Raw genomic sequence first — 625 nt, forward strand, 5'->3', positions numbered from 1 at the left:
CACGTCGGGTCGCTGGGAGATCGCGCGGATCGCGATCGACCCGATTCCGCCGGTCGACCAGACCGCTACTCGGTGGTTGCCTCCGGTCATCGATCCTCCTCCGGCAGCCCGGTGTGGCGATAGAGCCAGCGCCGAGAATAGCATCCGCTATTAATGGAAACCAGAACAAAAATTAGGTTAGAGTCGGTCGTCGTGAATACTCCGGCCTTGTTGCGGCGCTGATGTTCACGCTCCGATTCGACATGCGGACGCCAGCCGAGGGAGCGCCCACGCCTGAGCTGTACGCGGCCGCGGTACAGATGTGCGAGTGGGCCGAGACGCGCGGCGCGGTCGTCGTGCTCTCCGAGCACCACGGCACCGAGGACGGCCACCTGCCGGCGCCGCACCGCATCCCTCCGCGCGAGGAGACCGTTGCGTACGTCCGATGCGGCAGACCGCTGCGGCTGCTACCGCTTTGCGGTGGCCTGCTGCCCAAACTTGCCTGGCCCTATCTCGAGCGCGCCGCATCGGTAAGCGCATCAAGCGCAGCGACGGAGGAATCGTGAGGACACCACTGAGAACCGTTGTGTGGTCGACGGGCGGCGTCGGGTCGATCGCCATCGATGCGATCCGGAGCAGGCCCGAC

1 pseudogene is annotated in these 625 nt (G+C 66.1%); it reads left to right on the forward strand.

Annotated elements, in window-relative coordinates:
• Window positions 1-221: 221 nt before the first annotated feature.
• A pseudogene (locus A5650_RS26720) lies at window positions 222-383 on the forward strand (LLM class flavin-dependent oxidoreductase); the annotation flags it as partial.
• Window positions 384-625 lie beyond the last annotated feature (242 nt).

It is taken from the genome of Mycobacterium sp. 1164985.4 (genome assembly GCF_001668575.1).
Lineage (GTDB): Bacteria > Actinomycetota > Actinomycetes > Mycobacteriales > Mycobacteriaceae > Mycobacterium.